Source organism: Streptomyces minutiscleroticus, from assembly GCF_014650875.1.
Classification (GTDB): Bacteria; Actinomycetota; Actinomycetes; order Streptomycetales; family Streptomycetaceae; genus Streptomyces; species Streptomyces minutiscleroticus.
This window is the reverse complement of the sequence record NZ_BMVU01000037.1, coordinates 59,082-79,198: the sequence shown is the minus strand read 5'-3', so window position 1 is coordinate 79,198 and position 20,117 is coordinate 59,082. Positions and strand designations below refer to the sequence as shown.

General features: G+C 72.3%; 13 protein-coding genes. 8 read left to right on the top strand and 5 right to left on the bottom strand.

Annotation, left to right across the window (positions count from 1 at the left end):
- Positions 1 to 179 precede the first annotated feature (179 nt).
- On the top strand, positions 180 to 1,154 hold the full coding sequence (locus tag IE271_RS28665) for a hypothetical protein (RefSeq protein WP_190193364.1): 975 nt from the start codon (positions 180 to 182) through the stop codon (positions 1,152 to 1,154).
- A 215-nt stretch (positions 1,155 to 1,369) separates the two neighbouring features.
- Here the strand turns inward: IE271_RS28665 and IE271_RS28660 are convergent, their stop codons facing one another.
- On the bottom strand, positions 1,370 to 1,987 hold the full coding sequence (locus IE271_RS28660) for a TetR/AcrR family transcriptional regulator (protein WP_190193363.1): 618 nt from the start codon (positions 1,985 to 1,987) through the stop codon (positions 1,370 to 1,372).
- Between the two features lie 67 nt (positions 1,988 to 2,054).
- Here IE271_RS28660 and IE271_RS28655 point away from each other — a divergent pair, with 67 nt between their 5' ends.
- The 5 genes from IE271_RS28655 to IE271_RS28635 all read left to right on the top strand — a co-directional run bounded on the left by IE271_RS28655 (position 2,055) and on the right by IE271_RS28635 (position 14,093).
- On the top strand, positions 2,055 to 3,317 hold the full coding sequence (locus IE271_RS28655; RefSeq protein ID WP_190193362.1) for a beta-ketoacyl-[acyl-carrier-protein] synthase family protein: 1,263 nt from the start codon (positions 2,055 to 2,057) through the stop codon (positions 3,315 to 3,317).
- A 65-nt stretch (positions 3,318 to 3,382) separates the two neighbouring features.
- Positions 3,383 to 4,006: an aldehyde dehydrogenase family protein gene (locus IE271_RS28650; RefSeq protein WP_229919617.1), complete on the top strand. Its 624-nt coding sequence runs from the start codon at positions 3,383 to 3,385 to the stop codon at positions 4,004 to 4,006.
- Positions 4,007 to 4,294: 288 nt separating this feature from the next.
- Positions 4,295 to 11,257 (top strand): glycoside hydrolase domain-containing protein, encoded by a 6,963-nt coding sequence (locus tag IE271_RS28645; protein ID WP_190193360.1) that lies wholly within the window; start codon positions 4,295 to 4,297, stop codon positions 11,255 to 11,257.
- Positions 11,258 to 11,887: 630 nt separating this feature from the next.
- Positions 11,888 to 13,024, top strand: a complete 1,137-nt coding sequence (locus tag IE271_RS28640; protein ID WP_190193359.1) for a glycosyltransferase — start codon at positions 11,888 to 11,890, stop codon at positions 13,022 to 13,024.
- A 61-nt stretch (positions 13,025 to 13,085) separates the two neighbouring features.
- The gene (locus tag IE271_RS28635) at positions 13,086 to 14,093 is read left to right on the top strand and encodes a zinc-binding dehydrogenase (protein WP_190193358.1); all 1,008 of its coding nucleotides are present in this window, start codon (positions 13,086 to 13,088) and stop codon (positions 14,091 to 14,093) included.
- 15 nt (positions 14,094 to 14,108) lie between these two features.
- On the opposite strand, the gene IE271_RS28630 is transcribed toward IE271_RS28635, so the two are convergent.
- Positions 14,109 to 16,163 carry an AAA family ATPase gene (locus IE271_RS28630; RefSeq protein WP_190193357.1) on the bottom strand — a complete coding sequence of 685 codons (2,055 nt, stop codon included), beginning with the start codon at positions 16,161 to 16,163 and terminating at the stop codon, positions 14,109 to 14,111.
- A 423-nt stretch (positions 16,164 to 16,586) separates the two neighbouring features.
- On the opposite strand from IE271_RS28630, the gene IE271_RS28625 reads away from it, so the two are divergent.
- Entirely contained in the window at positions 16,587 to 17,576 is a 990-nt protein-coding gene (locus IE271_RS28625; RefSeq protein ID WP_190193356.1) for a S66 peptidase family protein, read from the top strand.
- A 65-nt stretch (positions 17,577 to 17,641) separates the two neighbouring features.
- Here IE271_RS28625 and IE271_RS28620 read toward each other — a convergent pair whose 3' ends face one another.
- From IE271_RS28620 to IE271_RS28610, 3 genes are all read right to left on the bottom strand, one after another.
- Positions 17,642 to 18,082 carry a hypothetical protein gene (locus IE271_RS28620; protein ID WP_190193355.1) on the bottom strand — a complete coding sequence of 147 codons (441 nt, stop codon included), beginning with the start codon at positions 18,080 to 18,082 and terminating at the stop codon, positions 17,642 to 17,644.
- A 17-nt stretch (positions 18,083 to 18,099) separates the two neighbouring features.
- Positions 18,100 to 18,573 (bottom strand): HIT family protein, encoded by a 474-nt coding sequence (locus IE271_RS28615; RefSeq protein WP_190193354.1) that lies wholly within the window; start codon positions 18,571 to 18,573, stop codon positions 18,100 to 18,102.
- Between the two features lie 195 nt (positions 18,574 to 18,768).
- Complete coding sequence (locus IE271_RS28610; protein ID WP_190193353.1) at positions 18,769 to 19,206, bottom strand: winged helix-turn-helix transcriptional regulator; 438 nt, start codon at positions 19,204 to 19,206, stop codon at positions 18,769 to 18,771.
- Between the two features lie 98 nt (positions 19,207 to 19,304).
- Between IE271_RS28610 and IE271_RS28605 the strand changes: the two genes are divergently transcribed.
- Positions 19,305 to 20,054: a glucose 1-dehydrogenase gene (locus IE271_RS28605; protein ID WP_190193352.1), complete on the top strand. Its 750-nt coding sequence runs from the start codon at positions 19,305 to 19,307 to the stop codon at positions 20,052 to 20,054.
- Positions 20,055 to 20,117 lie beyond the last annotated feature (63 nt).

Below are 20,117 nucleotides of genomic sequence, written 5' to 3'. Positions count from 1 at the left end.
CCGCAACCGCTCGGGATACGGACCGAACCGGCCGATCGGCAGATACGACTCGATGAACTCCCACTCAGCGTCGCTCAATTGCACCTGCGTCATGACATCAGGTCTACCGGCTCACGCCGTGCCGCGAGACCGGATCCCGCAGATTGATCACAACTGGATACGGTCCCTAGCATCGGCGGATGCTTCCCGCCCGGCCTTCGAAAGTCATCACGCGTCACCGCGACGGGCGGATCCATGCCTACACGGTGGACTCCGGCGCATTCGGGACGCTGGAACCCGCCGCGGTGTTTCAGTCGCAGGCCGGCGACGAGGTCGTGGAGTCGGCGGTCCGGCCCGATCTCGAGCGCGTCGTGTACACGACCCTGAACAGTGTCGTCTGCCTCACGCGCGCCGGTGACCCGGTGTGGGCGTCGGCCTTCGAGCCGCACTCCGACGTGCGCCACGGCCACCGGCCCGGCTGCGCGCTGTCGCTGGACGGGCGGACCGTGTGGGTCTACCGGCCGGACGCGATGGCGGGACGCGGCGGAGCGGACCAGTGGGTCGTGTACGACGCCGACAGCGGGGCGGTCCTCGCGCGGTGGGAGTCGGGGACGGTCGGGCACGGGGCCGAGCACCATGTGCACCCCGTGGACGGCAGCGTCTACCTCGACATCGGTGAGGGTCAGGACGGCTCCGTCATTCTCCGGGGCATGCTCGGGGCCGCCGGTGAGCCGGAGTTCGTGACGTATTCCTGGAGCGACCGCGTTCTGATCGACCTGGCGCCGGACGGTCAGCAGTTCATGACCGTCGACCACGGGCAGGGGGACGTCGCCTTCCACCGCCATCCCAGCGGGGACGTACTCCTCACCCTGCCCGTCGAGGCCTTCGGGTACGACCCGGAGGAGACCTTCGTGGAATGGGGCGGCGGCTATCTGAGCCCGGACACGGCCGTCGTCACGCTGGGCGGTGAGAGCCAGGACGAGGAGTGGTTCCGCTACCACCTGGTCGACGTGCGCACGGGCATGCTCAGCGGCGAGATCACCGTCGAAGTGGCCGGCCCGTACGAGCTGAAGCTCTTGGGCGAGGGCTCCTGGCTCACCAACGGCCCCGACGGCCGTCCCGTCCGTTCGTCCCCTGCCGCTCTGCCGTCCCGGTCGCCGCGCCGGGAAGGCTGACGGCACCGCTCCGGCGGGTGTTCCTCCCTCCCGCACGGAACTGAGCGTCCAGTTGGCCGTCGGACCGGCTGCAGCTCTCAGTCACAGTGCTGTGGCCTGACGCTTTCCGGGCGGCAGCAGGGGAGTTCGCCGGTGCCGGCGATCATGCCGACCGGGACGAGGTCGCCGTCGCACGGGGTAGGCGCACGTCGCCGCCGCGGGCTCGGGCGGCTGGGCTATTCGGGCCCGGGTCCGTCGTGGATGGTCAAGGCTCCGGCGAGGTCGAGGTCGGCGTTGGTGCCGTGTGCCCCGGCGCGGACGAGCAGCACCGCGCCGAGGGCGGTGCTCCAGAACGTTCTGGCTTCCACGTCGAGCGGTCGGCGGGCCTGCCAGCCGCGCTTGCGGACGAGCTGGCCCGCGAAGCGTTCGGATTGCCGGAACAGCAGCTGGAGGTGCTGGTCGACCACGGGGGCGAGTTCGGGCTTGGAGATGCCTGCGGCGAGTGCTTTCGTGACCGAGGGGAGCGAGGGCATGGCCAGTACGGCGCGGGCGATGGTGTGCCGGAACGTCGCCGCGTCGGGGGCCTGGCGGGCGATGCGCTCGATGCGCCGGGCGTCGTGCAGCAGGCCGAGGAAGGCGGCGTGCACGAGCAGCGAGTCCTTGGAGCCGAAGTAGTAGGTGATCTGGTTGGGGTAGACCCCTGCCGCCTTCGCGATCTCCGCGACGCTCAGCTCCGCGCCGGGCCGCTCCTTGTGGAGCCGGGCGGTGGTCTCGATCAGCCGGCGTCTCGTCGCGCGTCCGCGGTCGAGTGCCGGCGTCGGCGTGGTCCGGGCTTCGGTTCGCTTCGTCTCCACACCTCGATTGTATGTGATACAAAAACTCCCCACAGACTTGTATCGCATACAAGAAGGGTCGGAGCGCATGCACCGCACTGAAGTCGTCGTCACCGGACTCGGCGCGATCGCGCCACTCGGAGCAGACGTGGCCTCCACCTGGAACGCCCTGCTGGCCGGCGAGTCCGGCATCCGCGGCAATGTCCCGCACGGCCACGAGACCGGCGGCCTTCCCCGGACCGTCGCGGGGACGATGGCGAGCGACCCCGCCGACTCGCTGCCGCCGGTGCGGGCCAGGCGGCTGGACCGCTCGCAGCAGGCGGCCCTGGTCGCGGCGGCCGAAGCCTGGGCCGACGCCGGCGCCCCCGCGGTGGACCCGGACCGGCTCGCCTCGGCGATCGGCACGGGCATCGGCGGCGTACAGACGCTGCTGAAGCAGGACGACGCGCTGGAGGCGGCCGGGACCCGGCGCGTCTCGCCCCGTACGGTCCCGATGCTCATGCCCAACGCGGCGGCGGCGCTGATCAGTATCGAATACGGCGCGCGGGCCGGGGCCCACACACCCGTCTCGGCGTGCTCCTCCGGTGCCGAGGCGATCGCCCTGGGGGCCAGGCTCATCCGGGCCGGCGAGGCGGACGTGGTCATCGCGGGAGGGACCGAGGCCGCGATCACCCCGATCACCGTCGCCGGCTTCACCCAGGCACAGGCACTGTCCCGGCACACCGCCGAACCCGCCTCGGCGTCGCGGCCGTTCGCCGCGGACCGCAGCGGCTTCGTCCTCAGTGAAGGCGCCGCTGTCCTGGTGCTGGAGAGCGCCGAGCACGCCGGCGCCCGGGGCGCGCACGTCCACGCGGTGCTCGCGGGCGCCGGCATCGCCGCCGACGCCCACCACATCACGGCGCCCGTCCCCGACGGCTCCGGCCAGATCGCAGCCATGCGCAAGGCCCTCGCACAAGCCGGCCTGGCCCCCGAGCAGATCAGCCACGTCAACGCCCACGCCACCGGGACCCCGGCCGGCGACACCGCCGAGGCCTACGCGATCGGGCAGCTCTTCGGCCGCGCCACCGTGACGGCCCTCAAGGCGGCCCTCGGCCACCTCTTCGGTGCCGCCGGCGCGATCGAAGCGCTCATCGCCGCCCTCAGCGTGGAGCACGGCGTCATCCCGCCGACCCGCAACCTCACCACGGCCGGCGTCGATCCCGACATCGGTCTCGACGTCGTCACGGAGCGACGAGACGCCTTCCAGGAGGCCGTGCTCAGCAACTCCTTCGGCTTCGGCGGGCAGAACGTCTCCCTCGTCGTCACCCGTGCACGCCACCACGCATCCCGTACCGCCTCGACCGCGCCATGACCCACGCGGACCCACCATGGGTCCGTGGGGGACCACCGCCGACCGACCGAGCGTTTACGACCGTCGTGCCGTCCACCGACGACCTCGGCTCCGTCGTCGACGCCGCCGTCCGTGCCCGCCTCGACGACTCCGGACAGGCATGCGACGCCGCCGAGCGGTTCATCGTCGCCGACGACCTCTACGACGGCTTCGTGGAGAAGTTCACCGCCGCGCTCCTCGACCGCCGGTCGGGGGCGCCGCTGTCCTCGGTCGCCGCCGCCGGCACCCTCGCGCGTCAGGTGGCCGCCGCCGTCGCGGCGGGCGCGACGCTGCACACCGAGGGCGAACGCCGCGGCGCCCACTTCCCGGCCGGAGTCCTCACCGGCCTCACGACCGAGCACGCCACCGCACGCCAGGAGCTGTCCGGCCCGGCCGCCATGGTCTTCCGCGCCGCCGGCGAGGCGGACGCGCTGCGGATCGCCAACGACACCCCGTACGCCCTGGGTTGGTACGTCTTCACCACGGACTCCGCCCGGGCCGGGCGCGTCGCCGGCGGCATCGAGGCGGGCATGGCCTTCGTCAACGGTGTCGGTGCGGAGGATGCCGAGCTGCCCTTCGGCGGCGTCAAGCGCTCCGGTTCCGGCCGGGAACCGGGCCGCCCCGGCATCGAGGAGTTCGTCGGCAAGAAGCTCGTCCGCACGGTCGCGTGAGGAGCGGCGCGCCTGCCGGACATCTCATCCGCCCAAGCTCGGTGCGCTGTTTCACGCACTCCGTGCTCCTGCTCGTGCGTACCCTCTGTACGAACCCCGTTCGTCCGTTGTACGACTTCTCCGTATGTGATGACGGGGGCGGTGCGCGGAGCGTGTGACTCCGTGTGCCCGCCGCCGTCTCACCCCGAGTGCACGCACTCCGGACGTCATGTTGACAACGTTGTCTTCGGCGGTCCGGTCCCTGCGCGTGCAACGCGACGCTGGAGAGGTTCCGTGCCCCCGAGATCCATGAACCGCACAAGACACGCAAGGCCCGCACCACGTACAAGACCACGCGCCGCCCTCGCCGCGCTGCTCACCGGGGCGCTCGCCCTCACCGCGCTGACGGGCGGCGCCGCGGCCGCGGCGGTGCCCGCCGCGGCGCAGTCCTCGGGGACGTCCGGCGGCACGGACTACACCGCACTCGTCGACCCCTTCGTGTCGACCGCCGGCGACGACGGCAACGACCTGCCGGGCGCCCAGGCCCCGCACGGTCTGGCCAAGGTCAACCCGATGACCACGCCGAACCGCAACCACAGCGGATACGACTACAACGAGGACCACATCGCCGGGTTCACCGCCACGAACCTGGACGGGGTCGGCGGCTCGGGCGGCGGCGGTGACCTGCTCGTCGTACCGACGTCCCAGAAGTACGACAGCCGCCCCGCCGCCAGTACCTACGCGCACGCGTACCGCCACGACGACGAGACCGCGACGCCCGGCTACTACCGGGTGGGCCTCGACTCCCCCGCCGGGACCATCGACGCCGAGGTGACCGCGACGACGCGCACGGCGCTCGAGCGGTACGGCTTCCCCGCCGGGTCGGACCCCAAGCTCGTCCTCGACCTCGCGAACAACTTCACCAGCCGTACCCGCGCGACCCTGGACGCGAAGACGCTGGCGGACGGGACCACCGCGATCAGCGGGAGCATCGCCGGGTCGTTCAACGGCGCCTCGTACCGCATGTACTACCACGCCACCACGAACGTTCCGGTGACCTCGCTGCGGACCTGGGGCGACAAGGGGCAGCTGAGCGAGGCGACCGCGCAGGACGGCACCGACACCGGCGCCGTCCTCGGGTTCGACGCGGCCGACGGCGAGAACATCGAACTGCGCGTCACCCTGTCGCCGATCAGCGCCGAACAGGCCGCGACCGACCAGGAGAACGAGGTCGGCGACCTCACCTTCGACCAGGCGCGCGCACAGACCAGGGCCGACTGGAACCGCACGCTCGGAGCCGTCGACGTGCAGGCGTCCAGGAGGTCCGACCCGGACTCGACGCTCACCAAGCTGTTCTACACGCACCTGTACCGCATGTACGCGCTGCCGGTGAACGCCACCAGCACCAGCGGCACGTACCGCGGCGCGGACGGCGCGGTGCACAAGGCGAACGGCTTCACCTACTACGACGGCTGGTCCTCCTGGGACGACTTCCGCAAGTTCTCCGTCGAGGCGTACATCGACCCGGCCGCCTACCGGGACATGGTGCAGTCGGCCGTCATCCTCTTCGCCGACACCCGCGCCTCGGGCAAGAGCCTGGGCAGCCTCACCCACTCGGTGCCGACCGTGCGCTGGGAGCGGCTGCCCGTGGTGATCGCCGACGCGCTGTCGAAGGGGTACGAGGACTTCGACCGGCTCGACGAGGCGTACCCCGCGCTGAGGTCGTACGCCGGGTACTACACGGGAGAGCAGCTGCGCCAGGGATACGTCGCGGGCGACCCGGGCACCACCGTGCAGCGCGGCTACGACCAGTGGGCGCTGGCGATCATCGCGGACGCGCTCGGCAAGGACGCGGACGCGAAGGAGCTGCGCGCCCAGGCGACCATGGCGATCGACCACCTCGTCAAGCCCGGTGCCTGGAAGGCCGGCGACGGCACCGAGGTCGGGCTGCTCACCCCGCGCGCCGCGAACGGCGACTGGCAGGGCGCCGACCACGAGAAGTTCGAGGAGGCCAAGCTCTACCAGGGCACCCTCTGGCAGTACCACTGGTACGACGCGTACGACATGGCCGGCCTCGTCGAGGCCATGGGCGGCGAGAGGGCCGGCAGGGCCGCGATGCTGCACATGTTCGGCGAGGACTCCGACGCCGACGACGGCTCGACCATGCTGCACTCCAACGCCAACGAGATCGACCTCCAGGCCCCCTACCTCTTCAACTACGTCGGCGAGCCGAGCCTGACACAGAAGTGGGTGCGCGCCACCTACACCGGGGAGACCTGGAACCGCTACATCGCGACCGGCTCCACGAACGAGGCCCCCAGCTCCGGCGGCGAGTTCCGCCCGCCCGTCAAGACCCGGGTCTACAAGCTGGCCCCGGACGGCTTCCTGCCGACCATGGACAACGACGCCGGCACCATGTCGACCATGTTCGTCGCCGCCGCTCTGGGACTGTTCCCGGTGACCGCCGGGTCGAGCCAGTTCCAGATCGGCAGCCCGTTCTTCGACTCCACGACGATCACCTACGCCAACGGCAGCAAGTTCTCGGTGAAGGCCGAGGGGGTGTCGGCGGACAACTACTACGTGCAGCGCGCCACGCTCAACGGCAAGCGGTTCGGCAACACCTGGCTCGACTACGCGCAGATCGTCGGCGGCGGGACCCTGGACTTCACCATGGGTTCCAAGCCCTCCTCCTGGGGCGCCGACACCGAGCCCGCCTACTCGCTGAGCACCGACTCGGGCGACGGTGACACGGGCGCGGGCAAGGACAGGACCGTCCTCTCCGCCCGTCCGGACACCGTCGCCACCACCGCGGACGGCACGGTCAAGGGCACCGTCGAACTCACCCTGACCGGCAAGGCGTCCTTCGCCGCCCGCAAGAACACCAGCCTCACCCGGACCGGGGCGGCGGCCGTCACCGGCCTGCCGGACGGTGTCACGGCGGATCTCCGCGTCACCGGCTCGCGCACGGCGGCCCTCACGCTCAAGGGCGCCACGAGGACCGACGTACGGTTCGGGCTCACCTTCCGCGACACGGCCTTCGCCCACAAGGTCCCCGCCTCCACGGTGACCGGCACCGGCATCTCCGTGACCGACCCGCTCCGCATTTCCGCCGCCGCGGTACAGCGCGCGGCCCTGAGCGCCCTCGTCGACCAGGCCCTGCTGGTGCGCGCGGGCAGCTACTCCGACGGCTCCTACGGGCTGTTCCGGACGGCGCTCGAACGCGCGCGGACCGTCCTCGCGGACTCCGCCTCCGCCACCGGCACGCTCATGGCCGCGCACGACGCGCTGCGGTCCGCCGCCGACGCGCTCACCCTCGACGAGGGCGGCTACGCCGTCCTCCAGGCCGAGGCCCCCGACCGGATGGAGGGCCCCAGCCTGGTGAAGGAGGCGTACTACTCGGACGGCGACCTCGGCGGCGTCACCGAAGGGGCCTGGGAGCAGTACACCGGTCTCGACTTCGGCGGCATCGCCCCGCGCAGCGTCTCCGTGCGCTACGCCAACTCCCAGGCCACGACCGCCGCACCGAGCAGCGTCGACCTCCACGCCGGCGACGCCGGCGGCCCCGTCGTCGCCACCGTGAAGCTCCCCGGAACCGGCTCCTGGCAGAACTACGTCACGGTGCAGGCGGCCGTCACCGACCCGGACGCCCTGCTGGACGCGGGGAGCGCGACGTTCGTCTTCCACGCCCCGTCCGGACAGCAGTGGGTGTCCAACTTCGACTGGTACCGGTTCTCGCCGTACGGGATCCCCTCGTCCGGCTCGACCACGACGCTCGCCACGCTGACCGCGCCGGACACCACCGCCACCGGCGGCGGCTCGTCCCCGCTGAACCTCTCCAACGGCGTCTTCGAGAACGTGACGAACGGCGCCTGGGCCCGGTGGAAGGACACCGACCTCGGTGACGGCGCCGACACCGTCACCGTCCGCTACGACAAGCCCCGCTCCCGCGCGGCGTCGGACTCGCACATCGAACTGCGCCTCGGGGCGAAGGACTCCCCGACCCGTGTCGACATCCCCCTCGACTACACCGGCTCCGGCTGGGGGACCATCGCCACCACGAGCGTGACGCTCGACCCGAGCGTCTTCACCGGCACGCAGGACGTGTACGCCGTCTTCGTCTCCACCACGCAGACCGACGCCCAGCCGTACGTGGCCAACGTCTCCTCACTGACCCTGACGCGCAGCGCCGACACCCCCGCGGCGTTCGACGCCACGGCGTGGAAGGCCAACAGCGGCGGCGGGCTCAAGAGCGAGACGGCCACCTGGAGCGACGCCGGGTCCGCCACCTCACTCGGCGGCACCTACGACGGGGCCTGGCTCGACTACGGGGACATCGACTTCGGCACCTCGCCGAAGAACACCGTCACCCTCACCTACGTCAACAACTCCGCCCGCTGCGGCACCGGTTCCGCCGTCCAGCTCTACCTGGACGGCTTCGACAAGGACGCGCCCGGCACCCCGTACGCCACGGTCCCGCTGCCCGTCACCGGTTCCTCGTGGTCGTCGGGAGGGACGACCAGCCTGACCCTGCCGAAGACGATCACCGGCAAGCACACCGTCCACCTGCGGCTGACGACCCACGCGGACTCCACGCACCCGTACGTCGCCAACCTGGGCCGGATCACCTTCAGCCACGTCGAGGCGCCCGCCGTAACGGACCTGACCGCCCTGCGGAAGGCCGTCGAGACCTACGAGGGCCTCTCCGGCGACGCGGACCGGTACGGCACCATCGACTTCGCGGTGTACCAGCGCGAACTCGCCGCCGCACGCGCCCTCCTCGGCGCCGACGACGCCACCCGGCTCGAAGCCGACACGCGGACCCGGAGCCTCACCCTGGCCGCCAGGCAACTGGTCCCCCTGCCGCGGCTGAGACTGGAGAACCTGGTCACCACCGCGTCGGCCGTCGACAAGGGGCGCTACACCGACGCCTCGTGGGCGAGGTTCACCACCGCGCTCGCCCGGGCGAAGACCGCCGTCGCGGACGGGACGGCGACGGACAAGACCCTCACCGCACGGTACGAGACCCTCGACCGCGCCCTGTCCTCGCTCACCCTGAAGCGCAAGACGGCGCCGGCCGCGCCCGACGCGGTGTCGGCGACCTCGTCCGGCACCAGTGTGACGGTCGCCTGGTCCGCCCCGAAGGACGACGGCGGCTCGCCGGTCACCGGCTACGAGATCACCCTCAGCGGCGGCCATCACGTCGAGATCGACGGTCCGGACAGCCGGAAAGCGACGTTCACCATGCTGAAGTCCGGTACGTCGTACACGGCGCGCGTCCGCGCGGTGAACGCCCGTGGCGCCTCGGTCCCGAGCGCCGCGACGCGGCCCGTGGTCGCCGGGGACAGCAGGCCGCAGGCGCCGACCGTGACCGGTGTGGTCACCGACGGCCCAAGGGTCCGGGTGACCTGGCGGTCCGCCGGCGACGGCGGCTTCCCGGTCATCGGCTACACCGTGACCCTCGGCGACGGAACCACCGTCCACGTGCCCGCCACCACGGACACGGCGCTGCTCACCACCGGGAGCAGGGCGAGGACCCACACCGCCACCGTGACCGCGGTCACCCTGGCCGGGACCTCGGACGCCCCCGAGGCGAGGACTGCCTCCTCCGGCGCGACGGCCGCGTCCTCCGGCGACGCCGACCCGGCCGCGTACGAGCCGTCCCCGTTCCCCGACGACGTGCTCGACGCCACTTATCCGTCGGACGCCTGGCCCGAGGCCGCCGACGGGAGCGACTACTTCACCAACCTGCTCAGCGGCTTCGACGACCTCGGCGCCGACGTCCTGGGCCCCAACGCCGAACTGCCCGAAGGCGCTCCGCTCACCGCGGAGAACGACAAGCTGGTCGTGGGCATCAACAACGCGGCGACGCAGAAGGAGGTCGACCGCGCCGAGACCGACGCCACGAACAGCGCCACCGTCACGATGGCCGACGGCCTGGGCTCCCGGCTCGGCCGGCTCTACCTCGACGCCCTGAAGGGCGGCGACCTGCCGAAGACCAGCGCCCTGTTCTCCCGTGTCACCGACCACCTCGACACCCACGACGCGGCCAAGGAGCACTACGACTACCTGCGCCCGTACGTGCGACTCGGGTTCGTCGGCGACGGCGGCCACGTGTACGAGTCGCAGGACGGCTCGTACGCCTCACTCGTCACCAGCGGCTCGTACCCGAGCGGCCACGCCTACAGCGGCTACGAGGCGGGGACCGTCCTCGCCACGCTGCTGCCGGAGCTGGCGCCGTCGATCCTCGCGCGGACCTCGGAGTACGGGAACAACCGCATCGTCCTCGGGTTCCACTACCCGCTCGACGTCATGGGCGGCCGCATCAGCGCCCAGGCCACCGTGGCGCACCGGTGGGCGGACCCCGACTTCGCGAGACTGCTGACACAGGCCCACACCGAGGTGGAGAACGTACTGCTCGCGCGGTGCGAGAAGGAGGGGTACGGCGACACGCTCACCGACTGCGCGGGCGACCCCTACGCCGGCCGGAGCACGGCGCAGCACATCGACACCTACACCCAGCGCCTGAGCTACGGCTTCTCCCGGACCGGCGAGGCCGGGCAGGCCCTCAAGACACCGTCGGACGCGGCGGCGCTGCTCATCACGGCCTTCCCCGATCTCACCACCGAGCAGCGCACGCAGATCCTGGAGCAGACCGCCACGGACTCCGGGTACCCTCTCGACCTCACGGCCGACGGGGAGGCGAGCTGGCAGCGGATCAACCTGGCGGCGGCCCTGGCGGCGGACGTGACCGTCGGCGCCGACGGGTCGGTCACGGTGACCGGCTTCCCGGACGCCACGAGGGCGAGCGTCGCCGACGCCTCCGCCGTCACCGTGGGCGGCGTCGCGATCGACGGGTTCGACCCGGACGTGTCCACGTACGTCGTGGACTGGCCGAAGAACGCGGCGATCCCGGCCGTGGGCGCCGTGGCGGCCGAGTCCGGCGCGCGGGTGAAGGTCACCGGCGGCAGCTCCGTCCTCTCCTCGCAGCAGGCGCGGTTCACCACCCGCACCATCACGGTCACCTCCGCGAGCGGTGCGGTCACCCGTACCTACACGGTCGGCTTCCACCGCACGGACCGCGACCACCGGCCGACCCGGGCCGGCGGCCACGACGGCGACGGCGGCACGGGAGGACCCGGCCGGTGGAGTCCCGCCGTTCCGTGGAGCGGCGCAGGCCACGACACCGGGCCAGGCGGCGGCACGGAGCTGTGGTCCCCGGACAGGGAGTGGGCGCAGACCCGGGGAACACCCTGGGCACGCGCCATGACCTGAGCACCGGCCCTGCCGTGCCCTTCGGGGCACGGCAGGGCCTTCCGCCACTACGCCGGCCTCCGGTGGGAGCCGAGTGAGCGGCATCCTGGCGGGGAGGCAGGCCCGAGAAGGTCCTCGCCCACGACGAGACGCCCGACGCCGTCTCGCCGTAGTGGCCGACCGGTAGCGGGGCGTCCTCCTCCGCGTGGCTGTCCCCGGCTCCGGCCGGGAAGGGAAACACATCCTCGGCCCAAAGGCACGCAGCGCCGGAGTTCGCTTCGCCGCCGTGGGACGACGGCCGTACGGGCCGCTTCCGGCTCTCGATGCACCGACGGATCACGGACAGCGTGCACCGCCGCAGGATCCGGGAGTGCCGGCTGAACGGGGACGTGCACGGGCTGTGGTCCGGCACCCCGCGCGACATCGTGGAGAGGGCCTCGTCCCGGAGCGCGACGGCGGGCGTTGGCGGAAGTAAGCACCTTTGAGCAGCTCGAAGCGGCGGGTTGAGCGGTCGCGCTCCGCACAATGGGACAACGAGGTCCGGCCACGGCCACCGGGTGCGTGACCGGCCGGATCCTCGCGGGCACTGCCACGCCGTTCACCGTGGCACGTTTCTCGTCGGCCCGACGATCGCTCCGTCGAAGGTGTTCCATGCGCATTCTGTTCTCGGGTACTCCGGCCTACGGCCATCTCCTGCCGCTGCTCCCCCTGGAGAGGGCCGCCCGCCGGGCCGGTCACACCACCGCGTTCCTCACGCACCCGTCCCTCGCGTCCGTGGTGGCGCCCGCTCCCGTCATCGCGGCGGGTGCCACGCTGGAGGTCACGCTGGCCGAGTTCCAGCAGCGGACCGGGAAGGACGCCACCGCCGACATGTCCCCGGCGACCGCCGGCGAGTTCTTCGGCGGAACCCGCTTCGATCTCGGCGCCGACGAGGCCCTGGCGGCGGCCCATGCCTTCGCCCCCGACCTGGTGGTCGCCGAGACGGCGGACTTCCTCGGCCCGCTGGTCGCCGCGGAGCTGGGGGTGAAGTGGGCGTCCCACGGTGTGGGCATCGCGCTGGAGGACCCCCTGGCCGAGGCGATGTGGTCGACGGCCGAGGCGCGCGCCGCGGCGCGGGACATCGTCCTGACCCGGCCCTTCATGTCGATCGACCCCTGGCCCGCCTGTCTTCAGCGCGACGACTGGGAGCCGTCGGCGGACCGTGTCACCATCCGGCCCGAGGCGCACGGGTCCGAGGCGCACGGGTCCGAGGCGGCGCCGGAGTGGCGGCAGCCGTCCTTCCCGGGCCGCGAGCACCTGCCCCGGGTCCTGGTGACGCTGGGCACCCTCGTCGACGACTCCGACGCTCTCGTGAACATCGCCGCGTCGCTCGCCGGCCAGGACGTGAACGTGGTGGTCGCCCTTCCGCCGTCGGCCGAGGGGAAGACGCTGCCGGTGGAGGGCGACGGCGTCCATGTGACCGGTTTCGTGCCCATGGGCCTTCTGCTCCAGGGCGTGGACGTGGTCGTCTCCTCCGGTGGCGCCGGCACGGTGCTGTCCGTTCTCGGCGCAGGGCTGCCGATGGTGATCTGGCCCATGGGGCTGGACAAGCCCCTGAACGCGGAACGGACCGCCGCCCTCGGCGCCGCGGAGGTCATCGGCGCGGCGGACGAAGCCGGTGCGGCCGTGGCGCGGGTGCTGGAGCAGCCGTCCTACCGGACCGCCGCCCAGGTGGCGGCAGGACACATCGCCGCCATGAACCCGGCCGAGGACGTCCTGTCCCTGCTGACCGGACGGCAGGACCGCTGACCCGTCCGCGGAGCGGGCAGGACGTCCCCTCCCCCATGGCCGACCGACGCAAGGATGCACCGTGTACTACGCAGTGAGGCAGCACGTCTTCGGTTCCCCCCAGACGCTGGTGTACGAAGAGGTCGATCCGCCCTCGCCCGGACCCGGCGAGGTCCGTCTCGCCGTGACAGCGGCAGGTGTGCACCTCATGGACACCGTGCTGCGCGCGGGGAGGGAGACGGGGATGGCGTTGCCCCGCCTTCCGATGACACCGGGCCGGGAGGCCGCGGGGCTCGTGGACGCCGTCGGCGCCGGGGTCGACGCGAGCTGGCTCGGCGCCCGGGTGGTGGCCTACCTCGGACACGAGCGCAGCGGCGGCTACGCGACGCACGCCGTGGCTTTCGCCGACGCCCTGCACCGCGTCCCGGACGGTGTCGACGACGCCACCGCAGTCACCATGATCGGAACGGGTCGCACCGTGGTCGGCGTACTCGAACAGGCGGCGTTGTCGGCCGGGGACGTCGTCGTGGTGACCGCCGCGGCCGGCGGGATGGGAACCCTGCTCGTGCAGGCGGCGCGGCAGGCGGGCGCCAGGGTGGTCGGCCTGGCCGGCGGCCGGCTCAAGACCGGGGCGGTGCTGGAGCAGGGCGCCGACGGTGCCGTGGACTACGCCCTGGCCGGCTGGGAGCGACGCCTCGGCGCGGCGCTCCGGGGCGAACCGGCCACCGTCGTCTTCGACGGGGTGGGCGGCAGCCTCGGCCGGGGCGCCGCGGAGTCGCTGGGGCCAGGGGGGAAGCACCTGTACTACGGCTGGGCGTCCGACGAGGGGCACTTCACCACGTTCACCGAGGCGGAGCTGGAGAAGTACGGCATCACGTCGCACATGGTGGTGGGCCCCTCCCTCTTCGCCCTGCCCGGTGGCGTCCGCCGGCTGGAGGAGACCGCCCTCGCCCGGGCGGCCGAGGGCCTGTTCCGTCCCCTCGTGCAGTCCTTCCCCCTCTCCCGCGCCGCCAAGGCCCATCTGGCGCTGGAGAGCCGGGCCACCGTGGGCAAGGTGGTGCTGCGACCGGAGACCGACAGCCGTCCGTGACCCGTGCTCACCACCTCAGGGAGCGAGCAGCGGCAGACCCGTCCGCTCGTGCCGCCACAGCATCTCCTCGATACGCGAGGTCGCGGTCGTCAGGTGCCGGCGATAGGTGCTGTACGGCATGTCCAACCGCCGCGCCGCCGCCTCCTGGGTCGGTGCCCCCTCCAGAAAGGCGAGGGTGGCGACCTGGTACGCCTTGTCACCGCCCCGCCCGGTGACAAGGCCGGCGACGGCGTTGGACAGCACCTCCCGCAACGTCATGCCGTGGTCGGTGACGAGTCGGCTGCGGCTGAGCGGGTTCGCTTCCAGCGCCCGCGGTCGCCGCAGGTCGCGCAGGGCCGAGCGGACCGCGGCGGCGAACTCCGGCCGGGTCATCACCGGCGGGGGCGGCGCGGGAGCCGCGGGCCGGTCCGTGACGTCGGGTCCGCAGTCGCCGTCCGTGCCGGTCAGGAGCGTCCGCTGCTTCTCGGCCAGCCAGTCCCTGGGCGCCACCTCGCGCCAGTCGTGGGCGAAGATCCGGTAGGGGTGTCCGCCGACCACGACGGGCCGGTCCAGGGGCGCCATGTCGCAGAAGGTCATGTGGGCGTCCCAGAACCCGTCGTCACGCAACACGATGAACGACCAGGCCAGGCCGGAGTCCCGGAGGAGTTCACCCAGCATGCGCCAGAGCATCAGGTCCATCACCGGCGAGGGCCGCTGATAGTGGCGCGGGTACACGTGGAAGCGGCCGAGGACCATGTGCTGACCGGGTGCGAGGGGGCCGTGCGCGCTCACGTGCTCCCACGCCGCCGCGGCGACCGGATCGTCCTCGCGTCCCTGGAAGGGGTCCGGACGCAACCAGGCCGAGAAGGCCGCGGCGGCCGACGTACCGCGCAGCCGCTGCACCCGGAAGTCCTGCGGCCGGTTCCTGAGCCAGTAGCGGACCGGACCGGCCGCGTCGGGGCCTTCACCCCGTTCGGCGAGCGCGAGGACGTCGGCCTCGTCCGAGGGGTCGTACGGATGGTCCTCGACCAGTCCCGGGGTGTACCACGCATGGCTCTGTGCCATGTGGCCCGCGTCCCGGTAGAGGAACTGCAGGGAGCCCACGTCCTGGAGCAGTCTGCCGGGCGAGGCGGAGCCGATCCGTTCCAGCAGGTGGCGGTGGAGGCGCCGGTAGAGCTGGTCGAACCGCTCGGGGTCGCGCCACCTCAGGTCGGTCGCGAGCGCCTCCCGGACGACGTCGTGCGGGAAGACGCCCTCGGAGCAGCGGTCGACGAAGGGTTGGTCGCGCATCCACGCGAAGAGTTCCGGTGCGTCGTCACCGACCACGGCGCGCAGGAGTGCCTCGGTGGTCAAGTGCGCCTGCGCGCAGACTTCGAGGGCGAGCCGGTGCTGGGGGCCGGGCAACTCCCCCAGGATGCTGCGCAGCAGCGGCGCGACGACCTCGGGGGAGGGTTCCCACCGCTGGGAGGCGGGCAGGTCGTGCCCGGCGGACGCGTGGGCGGCCAGCACCAGGGCGAGTGGATGGCCGGAGGCGAACGCGAGCAGCGGGCCGCGCCGTGCGGGATCGACCCCGCGCCTGTCCAGGAAGGTCTCCGCCTCGTCCGCGCTGAGGTCGCCGAGGGCGATCACCCTGAGCACGTCCGCCCACCCCGGGTCCGCCGACCACCTCGCGTCCGGCGCGTGCCGGCCCGCCACGACGACCAGGACGTCGGCGGGCAGCCCCGGCAGGAACTCCTCGCGCAGCCAGGTCTCCAGGCTCTGGCAGTACTCGAAGGTGTCGATCAGCAGCAGCGCCCGCGGGGTGCGCACGGCCGTCTCGGCGGCCTTCTCGAACTCCTGGGGAGCGGCCGGCACCATCCGCCCGTCGACGTGGACGACCGTCCGGCCGACGGCGACGGCCTCCTTGGCGTACTGCCGCATGAGCGCCGACTTGCCGATGCCTCCGGGGCCGTGCACGTACAGCACGGACGGAGCGTCGGGCCCTCCCGCGAGGGCGTCACGCAGCAGACGCAACTCGGCTTGTCTGCCGACGAACACACGGTCCCTCGCCACGTCGATCCGGTCGGCGATACTGCCACGCGGCGCTCCCATCACATGCCTCTCACACCTGGCGGACACCGCCGCCCCACTCGCTGCGTCACGTCGGACGAACTGTGATCCCGGCAAGGGTAACCAGGCCCGGTGCCCCGCGGCACCGGGGCCAGCGCCGTCGACCGCCCAGGTGCCGCCACCGGGCCGTCGAGGACGCGACCGAGGAGGCGCTCGGCCTGTTCCCGCTGCCCCGGCCCGCCCGGGTCCGGGGCGATGCCGGTGAGAGCGGCGGACACGTCGGTCGCTCCGGTGCTCCTTCGGACGACGCCGGCCCGGATGCCGGCGTCGCGGAACTCGGCGGGTTCGTCGCGGCAGGCGGCCCCGACAGGGTTCCGGGGCTCGGTCCGACCACGTCCGTGACACGGAATACCGGCACCACGGGCCGTGTTGCCCGTCATTGTTGATCAACAAGAAGGAAGTCCCATGCCTGCGATTCTTCGGCCCCGCGCGCTGCGTCCCGGCGACCTCGTGGTCGTCACGGCGCCCTCGGGCCAGCTCGAGCCGGGTGAGGAACCACTGCTCGCCCGCGGGGTGGCGATACTCGAGCGGATGGGCTTCCGGGTACGGGTCAGCCCGATGGTCGACCCGGCACGGAACCGCTGGTGGGCGTCGGGCACACCGGCGGAGCAGGCCGACGAGCTCAATGTCCTGCTCCGGGACCCGGAGGTGCGGGCCGTCGTCGCGCACACCGGTGGGCAGGCGACCATCGGCTACCTCGATCTGATCGATCTGGACGCGATCCGGGCCGACCCGAAACCGATCATCGGCTACAGCGACATCTCGTTGCTGCACATGGCGTTGCACTCCAGGACCGGCCTCGTCGGTCTCCACGCCGACATCGCCACCCACGGTTTCGGCAGCGACTGGTACACGCTGGGCGACGAGGCCCGCCGCTCCGAGCTCGTCGACCTCTACACCCGTGTGCTTACCAAGGCCGAGGCGCCGGGCGAGCTGCCGGCGAGGGAGGTGTGGGAGACCTGGCGGCCGGGCAGCGCGCAGGGACCCCTGTTCGGCGGTCTGCTGAACCGCCTGGTCCTGCTGCAGGCGACACCGTTCGCGCCCGCCCCCGAACGGTTCGAGGGCGCCGTGCTGTTCTGGGAGGAGCTGCAGCGGCCGGTCTCACGGATCTGGAACGACCTGCAGACCTTGCGGCTGTCCGGTGTGCTGGACCGGATCGCGGCCATGGTGGTCGGCGTCCCGACCGAGGTCACGCCCCACGAGGGCGGCGGAGACCGCGCGGACCTACGCGACGTGGTGCTCGACGTCCTGGGGCAGCGGGACATCCCAGTCCTCGCCCAGGTCGACTTCGGCCACACCTCGCCGAACCTGCCGCTGCCCCTCGGCGTCCGCGCACACGTGGACGCGGACAACCGGACACTGTCCCTGCTCGAACCGGCGGTCACGGAAGGCTGAGTCCCCCCGCCGAACGGCAGGAAGAACCCTCCGTTGCCCTCGAGGGCGGCGACACCGTCGCACGGTCACACGGCGTCCGCCTCGGCGATCGGTCCGAGGACCCGGACGTCGAGGGCGGCGACCGGCTCGGGAACTCCTGCCCGTCCCGTGTCCTCGTGCTGCCGGCCGGGCGTGACCCGGCGGTACCCGATCCCCTGAGCGGGGCGCGGGCCGGCGCGGCGGCCCATCGCCCCGGTCACCGAGATCGGGGAGGATCCGCCGTTCCAGGAGTGGTCCGCCCTGCAGCGCGGCGCTGCCTCTCCGGGCTGTGTCCCGGGCATGACGGCCCGGTCGGCGCGCAGGATCGGCTCAAGCGCGCGGCGCCCGGGCTGTTCGGGACGCAAGGGTTCGGGCGCACCCCGGTCGCGCAGGTCGGGCGCGCCGCCGGTCCGACCCAGCGCTCCTTCTGACGTTGCTTCCCCGGCGGGCGGGAGGTGCTCCTCGCCGGGCTTGTCGCCCGGCGTCATCGGCGCCTGCCGGCTGTTCAGGATCCGGCCGTCGTCAAGACCTGGCGTGCCCGCGCCACGAACTCCTCGACCGCTTCCACGGCCGGCTTGTCGCCGGATTCGAGCATCGCCGCCTGCAACGCCGGTCCGAGCCGCCCAGGGTGGTCGGCCATGTCGGAGCGGTGGATCGGCTGCAGGACGAAGTGGATGTGCGCCGGTTCACCGCCGGTGTGCGACCACAGGCAGGTGTAGACCCGGACCGGGTCGGTGAGCGCCGTCACCGCGGCCGCGACGTCCCGCAGCAGCGGGCCGAGTCGGGCGGTCTCGTCATCGTCGAGGTCCGCGACGTGGAGCACGTGCCGCCGCGGAACGATGGCGAGGGAGCCGAGGTTGAACGCCCCGAGGACGTGCATCACCACCCAGTGGGACGTCTCGTGGGCGGTACCGCCCGGCAAGGCGGCACGGCCCTGCAGCATGTCGCAGACCACGCATCCGGTTGTGTCTTCAGGCATCGTGGGGCTCCTCTTGTGCGTCGGCGGCGGCTCCGCGTTCTTCGTACCCGGACCGATGGCCGTCCGGTTCCCCGTCGGGTGGGATCGTGGCGGTCGAAGGAGCCTGCCAGGGATGGTGGTCCGGAAGTCCCTCACACGTTCTGTCGTCGTTTCATGGCGAGTTGGGAGGTCGTGGGCGCGTGAACCGGGCGGGACTCAGCGTCGGCTGTTCGCCACCGCGGGCGGGACGGGTGTGTCGGCGTCGTAGGCGGACTGAGCCGCCCGAATCGTGCTGGTGTGGTGGTTGACCCAGGTGACGAGCTCCCTGAGGCGCGGAGCGACATCCCTCCCCAGGCCGGTCAGTTCGTAGGTGACCTGCACCGGCACGGTGGGGGCGGCGGTACGGCTGACGAACCCGTCCCGGGTGAGGGCCCGCAGGGTCTGGGCGAGCATTTTCTCGCTGACACCGCCGATACGGGCGGCCAACTGCGAGAAGCGGTGCGGCCGCTCCTGCAACGCCGTGATCACCAAAGTGGCCCAGCGACTGGTGAGGTCCCCGAAGATCGGCCGGGCCGGGCAGTCGGTGGTGGGGACCTCTTGCCGCGGGCGCACGGACTCGCGGTCACCGGCCGCCGTCGACGTGGGCTGGTTCATGAGAAGGAGCTTACTAAAAGGTACGTACTTCCGATGAGTAAGCCCCACGCATACCGTCGCCCTGTCAGGCAGTCGGCGTCGAAAGAAGGAGTGGACCGATGGTCGACCTGAACGGGCGTGTCGCCCTGGTGACCGGAGGCGGCAAGGGCATCGGCCGGGGGATCGCCTCCGCGCTCGCCGCCGGCGGTGCGGCGGTCGTGGTGAACTACGCGGCCGACCGCTCGTCCGCCGAAGCCACCGTGGCCGGCATCGTCGGCAACGGCGGCAAGGCCGTGGCGGTGGCCGGCGACGTCGGCAGCCCCGACGACGTCGAGCGCGTCTTCCAGCGGGCCAACGCCGCCTTCGGCCCGGTCGACACGCTGGTGAACAATGCGGGGGTGTACTCCTTCCAACCGCTGGAGGACATCACACCGGGCGAATTCGACCGGCAGTACCGGACCAACGTGCTCGGTGTGTTCCTCACCTGCCAGGCTTTCGTCAAGCAGGTACCCGAGGACGGCGGGTCGATCGTGAACATCTCGACCTCCGACATCTCCGCCAACAGTCCCGGATCGGCCCTCTACACCTCGACCAAGGGCGCCGTCACCCAGCTGACCCGAGTCCTGGCGAACGAACTCGGGGCGCGGAACATCCGGGTCAACGCCGTAGCAGCGGGCGCCACGGACACCGAGGGGTCCCGGGCGGCCGGCCTCGTCAACGACGAGAGCGTCGCCGGGGTGAGCCGCATCACCCCGCTCGGCCGGCTCGGGCAGCCGGACGACATCGGCTCCGCGGTGGCGCTTCTCGCCTCCCCGGACGCCGCATGGATCACAGGCGACGTGATCTTCGCCTCCGGCGGGCTGCGCTGACCCCTCTCCCGTGCGGAAAGCCCCGGAGTCCGCTCTCCACGTCGCGGGGCAGTCCGCCGGAGG

Coding starts and splice junctions, on each gene's coding strand:
- IE271_RS28665 (WP_190193364.1), top strand. CDS start 180: ATGCTTCCCGCCCGGCCTTCGAAAGTCATCACGCGTCACCGCGACGGG.
- IE271_RS28620 (WP_190193355.1), bottom strand. CDS start 18,082: ATGACGCCGGGCGACAAGCCCGGCGAGGAGCACCTCCCGCCCGCCGGG.
- IE271_RS28640 (WP_190193359.1), top strand. CDS start 11,888: ATGCGCATTCTGTTCTCGGGTACTCCGGCCTACGGCCATCTCCTGCCG.
- IE271_RS28605 (WP_190193352.1), top strand. CDS start 19,305: ATGGTCGACCTGAACGGGCGTGTCGCCCTGGTGACCGGAGGCGGCAAG.
- IE271_RS28655 (WP_190193362.1), top strand. CDS start 2,055: ATGCACCGCACTGAAGTCGTCGTCACCGGACTCGGCGCGATCGCGCCA.
- IE271_RS28630 (WP_190193357.1), bottom strand. CDS start 16,163: ATGGGAGCGCCGCGTGGCAGTATCGCCGACCGGATCGACGTGGCGAGG.
- IE271_RS28615 (WP_190193354.1), bottom strand. CDS start 18,573: ATGCCTGAAGACACAACCGGATGCGTGGTCTGCGACATGCTGCAGGGC.
- IE271_RS28645 (WP_190193360.1), top strand. CDS start 4,295: ATGAACCGCACAAGACACGCAAGGCCCGCACCACGTACAAGACCACGC.
- IE271_RS28610 (WP_190193353.1), bottom strand. CDS start 19,206: ATGAACCAGCCCACGTCGACGGCGGCCGGTGACCGCGAGTCCGTGCGC.
- IE271_RS28625 (WP_190193356.1), top strand. CDS start 16,587: ATGCCTGCGATTCTTCGGCCCCGCGCGCTGCGTCCCGGCGACCTCGTG.